General features: G+C 52.9%; 3 protein-coding genes. All 3 read right to left on the bottom strand.

What is annotated here, in order from left to right:
* Nucleotides 1–755, bottom strand: a 755-nt coding sequence (locus tag DMG62_22415) for a DUF3863 domain-containing protein (protein ID PYY20704.1), incomplete at its 3' end; no start/stop codon positions are given.
* A 27-nt stretch (nucleotides 756–782) separates the two neighbouring features.
* Complete coding sequence (locus DMG62_22410) at nucleotides 783–3,143, bottom strand: hypothetical protein (GenBank protein ID PYY20703.1); 2,361 nt, start codon at nucleotides 3,141–3,143, stop codon at nucleotides 783–785.
* Nucleotides 3,144–3,249: 106 nt separating this feature from the next.
* A partial coding sequence (locus DMG62_22405; protein PYY20702.1) for a TonB-dependent receptor occupies nucleotides 3,250–6,029 on the bottom strand: 2,780 nt, incomplete at its 5' end.

Genomic DNA, 6,029 nt, shown 5'->3' with positions numbered 1-6,029 from the left:
GCAAGGAAATCGCAGGTCCAGCCATCGAGGCATACACAATCAATAAAATCGCTCTTACCCTGCGCCGGTTTTAGATAGTGCTCACGGCTCGGATAGTAGGGATAGCAGATCCCACCGTCGCCGTCGCCATTGTCAATCGCGTGCTGGCTCCAGATCTGCCCCTGGCACACGTGGATTCCCTCATCGCTTGCTAAGAGTCTTTGGTTTTGCGCGTCCATGAATCCAGCTATCAGGCTTTGTGGCCGATAGCCGCTGCCTACCATGTTTGAAATCAGTTTCAATGCTTCATTGATAGTTTGCCGAATGCTTTCGCGGGTGTTGTACATGGGCGCGAAATAACCACCCGGATTGAAGGTAATTTCGTCACGAAATCGGTCGTGATACTGCGCCAGCAGTCGTCGCACATCCTTATATTGTTGCCGCTGATCGTTGAGCGCCAGCCAGGTTAGTCCCCATGTCATTCGTCCATGAGGGCAGCCCCTGGCGAATGCGTCGCGCCTGGCACGAACCTTATCTACCGTGTTGTCCGCGGACTCGTCTTCCCCGATGGATCGATTGGGACTGACCTCGATTTGATTTACACGTACGAGAGAGATGTGCGTCACAAATCGATTTCCAGTCAGGGATAAATGCTCTTCAGGTGAAATAGACGAAGGTGTCCGAGCCGATACCACTCTGGGGAAAGCCAGAGAACTCGCCGCAGCAACGGACGTCTTTAGGAAGCTGCGGCGATCGAGTAATCCAGATCTTTCCAATCTGCACCCTCAGTTAAGAATCTCGTTTCAATTTGCGCCTTGCGTTGTGGTTTCTGCGGATTGTTTCTCGTTTTCCTGCATCTTGCGCATTTCGCGCCAACGTTTGTACTGCTCAGCTTTAGCGGGATCGGGGTCTTCGTGGTTGTTTAACCAGAAATCAAACCAATCTGCATTGAAAGTCTCAGAGTACAAACGGTTCTTGGGGTTCGTTGAGGGATGCTCGTACGGCGCGGGCAGCGTAATCAATTCAACTGGTTTGTTCTGCTGGTACAAAGTCGAATATTCTTCCCATTGGGCGAGAAGAGCGCCTGGCGCGAAACTCAAGATAAGTAGTGGGGTTTTCATTTTATCCGTATTGAAAACCGGGCTCTTCACAATCCAATTCTTGAGCCCTTCCGCGCCAAAGGGCAATCCTCCGTTTTCGTAGCGCGTCTCAAAATCACCTTTAACTTGAAGCCAAAGCATGGACTGGAGATAGCCGGAATCCACGCCGTCCAGGATCGAAGCGGCGGCAAGGCGATTTTTTCCAAATGCCATGTGCGCCAGGACCACTCTTACCGGAGAGCTAAAACCAATTGCGCCCACTTTTGTAGGGTCAATGAGGCCTTCGCCGGACAGCTTGCCTATAATGCTGTCATACGCCTTTACGCTTTCTTCATACCCTAACTCATCTACCCCTCCAATCTGCGCGACAATAATTCCTCGCGCCGCCATCGCTCGGGCTGCAAAGGGAGTTGTGAAAACTCCTGAGGTTAGAAACTGATGAGGAGTGTATCCGTGCGTCTGGATCACCAGAGGATACCGCTTTCCCGGAACGTAGTCGGGCGGGAACACCAGTCCCATCTGTTCTTCGCCCGGAAATCCGGGCACGTTTTTCAACGTGACTGTCTTTGCATCGCCTAGGTCCACTTGTTTTAACTGCGGGTTCGGATCCCAAACGGCTTGCGAGTTTCCGCTCGCTTTGTCCGTTGCCACGAGGATGGGTGGCTGATTGATGGATTCCCTCAGTTCAATCCTGACGGGAAGCGTTGCCAATCTTGGGTCCTCATCACCTCGAGAAACCTCCTTCCAAGATCCGCCGGTCCCTTCCTGAAATACAGCGATAGAAGGCCCTATGTAGGAAGGCGGCTCCATCCACAACTTGTCAAATTTCAAAACCGCAGTCTCATTGTCCTCGAAAAAACCATCTGCTAGAAAATAGCGCTTTTCTTGTAGCCCCGCTTCGACTGGCAAGAGTCCTTCGAGTCTTCCCGATTCCACGCGATACAGTGCCACGTAGGGATGCTTTTCCCTTTCTGCATTCTCCTTGGCAACGACGCTATCGAGAGGCAAGAAGACATTTGCCAACAGCAGCGATTTCCCATCGGAGGACCAGCTTGCATCGAAATCAACGCTCGGCCACCAACCGAGCTCCCCTCCTCTCGGTGCATTGAAAAGCTGCTTTTTGCTTCCGGTTTGCAGATCGAATAAATAATAAGCGGAAGTCGGTACGGGAAACTTGTACGTCCCTTTATAGATTCCCATGTCCGCGCCTTGATACTTGGCCCAGTCTGCCGGCGGATGCTCCACGCTGATTGCTCCAAGGAGATAACGGCCATCGGGAGAGAGCCGTATCTGGTCGGCCAGTTTCTCGTTGGAGTTCAATACTTGACGCGCCTTGCCCTCTGTCACAAGCCATAATCCCGCCTGAGGAAACGGCGACAAGCAGGGCAAATTGAACTCGTCGGATGGGAACAACACCTCCACAATGTTTCTCTTGCCCGTGAGCACCTTGGGCTTGTCGGTATCCTCTGGCGGAGGCGCCAGCAGTTTCGGCGCGCTGACCTTGTAAACATACGTCACTTCACTTTTCACGTCGAAGCCGCTTACGTCCTGATCTTCGGGTGTGAGGACCTTTACCTCGCGCGATCCGATTTGGACCAAATGTAGTTGATGAAATGATGTGCGCGCGCTTTTCATCGGCTGCGTGAAAACGATGCCGCTCGAGTCCGGTAACCAACGCACATTCTCCAGGAAAGGTCCCTTGGCGTCCGATGAGACGGTGACAAGAGGGATGGGCGATGGAGGAGTGCCCTGTCCAGGATGGCTCATGACCTTTTCAATCTCGGCGATGTTGAATAGCCAGATCGTGTCTTCCGGCCTATTGGTCTGAAGGTTGCCCTTTTCCGAAACGACCACGAAATAGCGCTTGTCCGGCGAGAATTTGAGCACCTCGCCGCCCGACGGGACTCCTCCACTGCCATATTGGTACACCAGCTTTAGGCCTACATCTTCGGCAGGCGTTAGCGTGTGTTTAGCTGATTCACCGAAAGCCGCACAAACAGCAGCCCCGCTCAAGCCCGCTAGAGCGACGCAGCATAAGGCGACTTTGGCATTGCCGAGAATCATTGATACTTCCTCGCCTCGAACATGATCAGAATCTGCTGGGGATTGGGTCTGAGAATACAAGCGGCGCACGAAGGATATTTTGCTCCATGCGCCTTTTCCGCTTGCCTTAAAACAGTAGCTTTAGTGCGAACTGCATCGACCGCGCCCCTCCCATTTGATAGAGCGGGCTGAGGATGCCGAGAGAATTCGCCAGCGTAGATGTTGTCTCGCCAAACGTTTGCTGACCAAGACCGGCATTGATCGTTCCAAAATTTGGGTGATTGAAAATGTTGAATGCTTCGGCTCGGAATTGCAGTTTAAGCCGTTCATGGATTGGAAACTCCCGGCGAACCGCCATGTCCATCTGCCATGCTCCGAAGCCACGAGCAAAATTCCTTGGAGCAGTAGCCGAGTGCGTTGGTAAACCGGTATTTGGATCAATGGGTACTGAAGCGAATGCGGCAGGATTGATTCCTTTCCCCCCTGGGCAACCGATCTGCGCGGGCCCTGTCGGGAGTGGACTGGCGCATTGTGCAACGTAGAGCGGTTCGCCTTGAACAATATCCACGCCCGACCACACAAATTTTCCGGTTACGGGGAGAAAGATCTGGCTACCGGTGATATTGACGGGAAAACCTGTTCTGGCGGTGAACCGATCATCGATTCCCCAGTGGTGCACAATTGCGTTCACAAGACCATTGTGACCGACATTCGGCAGATCGTAGGAGAAAGCACTTGAGAAGTTATGTCGCACGTCGAAATCGCAATTCCCGCGCTGGAATCCGATAATGAGGTTCGAAGAGCCGTAGTCAATGCAATGAGACCAAGTGTAAGAAGCCAGGGCGGTCAATCCCTGACTCAGTCTTCGCTGGAATTGAAGCTGTGCCGAGTCGTAATCCGATGTGAGGCCGTTTTCCAGGAATGTAAACAAAAGTCCTCTGCTCGAAGGAAGATATATGTTTCTTTGCAACAGTCTTGACGCATGTGAACCAACATAGGATGCGGTAAGGACTTGCGACTTACCCAGCGCTTGCTCGACGCTCGCATTCCACTGAACTGTGTACGGCAGTTGCAAATGTGGATAGAATCCATAACCTCCGAATTGGTCCGCCAACGAAGCTGGGTTGCTGATAGTTGGAAATACCGGGGTCCCTGGAAACGGTGAAGGTTGAAAGTTGTTATAGTTGAATGCACTAAAGCCCGGTCCATTGAAACTCTGAGACCCTAACTGCTGGCCGCTATCGAAGAAAACACCACCTCCTCCACGCAGGACCGTTTCCCACCCCTGTCTGTCGCGAAGCGTGTAGGCAGCCCCTATTCGAGGCGCAAAGTTGAACCAGGTGGTATGCCACAACGGTGTGCCCGGCGGCGACAACGTCCATGTCGCAGGGCCAGAACCTAGAAGCGTGTAGGGTTTCAAACCCTGGGTAACGCCTGGTGGCGGATTGACGTCCCAGCGTAGTCCTAATGAGACGTTCAACCGTTGTGACGCTCTCCACGCGTCTTCTGCATAAGCCGAAACGTTTGTGTACAGAGGGTAAGCTGGAGCGTAGGTTTGCCAGTCTACAAAATCTGCGCTATTGGCTGCGACGGAATTTTGACTGAAGTAGTTATAAGTAGCTCCCGGATTGTTCTGAATCGCAAATGGCATTAGCCTGCGATAGTCGGCGCCAAATTTGAACTGGTGGCGTCCCAAGGAGAGGCTGAGCGTGTCGACAAGGTTCCACTGCCTCTGCGCGCCCGACTCTTTGGTTTGGAGAAGAATGCCACACTGAAACGGACAAAAGTCGACTTCTGCGAGAGCATTAGGGCCAAGTCCTACCAGCTTCTGGAGGTCAATTGGTGTGCTGCCGCCGAGTTCTTCAATGACATTTCTCTCTGTCGTGTTGTTAGCACTATAGTTGATGCGGAACTCGTTACTGACGCGATTCGTCACAAGGCTGCTCACACCAGCCGTATAGGTGCGCAGGCTGTACTCTGAAATATCGCCATCCGTCGGCACTCCGCTGGAAGAAGCGCCGCCGAGTCGGAACGCCGCGCTCGAGGTTGTGTCACTAAATCGGAAGAAGAGCCTCACCCTTTCCTTCACAACATGGTCAAAACGAACGCTCGTGGAATTGATTGAATTGGGATTGGACCAAGTCGCTATGTACTCAGCCAAACCACTGGGTTTCTGGCCGGGGGTTGGTCCCGAGGAAGGGCAACTGGGATCCGTTGATGGGTCACATGGTTCAAGAAGCTCTCGACCATTCGACATTGGGAAGGCATTCATCACTTGATTCAGAGGCGCAGGTGCGCTTGCACGCGTAGTAGGATCAGGAACAGAGGATACAGTGGTTGGTTGGGGACTGGTTAGCCGGAGTCCTTCATACGAGACGAAGAAAAACGATTTGTCTTTTCCGTCATACACATGAGGAATTCGTACGGGTCCACCCAATGTGCCGCCGAAATCGTTCTGGCGAAGGACTGGCTCATTTTGACCGTAAAAGTCGTTGAACCAGTCTTGTGAGTCAAAGAAGCCGTTTCGCAGATAATCATAGACAGTACCGTGCCATCGATTCGTGCCTGACTTCGTCTCAAACGCAAACTGGCCACCGGGATTGCGGTCATACTCAGCTGAGTATGTCGAGCTTTGGACACGGAATTCCTGAAGATCGTCCACAGACACTAGCGCCTGAGTGGTTCCAAGTGCGGTGGAGGCGGGTAGAGACCCGGTAGGCCCGGAACCCAAGAGCATGTTTCCACCCGCAGCTGCCCCCACGTTTGCGCTCACACCATCTACAGTGTAGTTGTTTGACTCGGTGCGTTGGCCATTGACACTGAATTCGCCAGATAGGCCAAACCCGGCGACGAAAGCGTTCTGGGAAATCTGCGGCGTCTGCGTCACCACGCCCGGAGTAAGCAGGA

It is taken from the genome of Acidobacteriota bacterium, from assembly GCA_003225175.1.
In the GTDB taxonomy this organism is placed as follows: Bacteria; Acidobacteriota; Terriglobia; order Terriglobales; family Acidobacteriaceae; genus Gp1-AA112.
The sequence above is the reverse complement of the archived record's forward strand: the minus strand, read 5'-3'. Positions and strand labels throughout refer to the sequence as shown.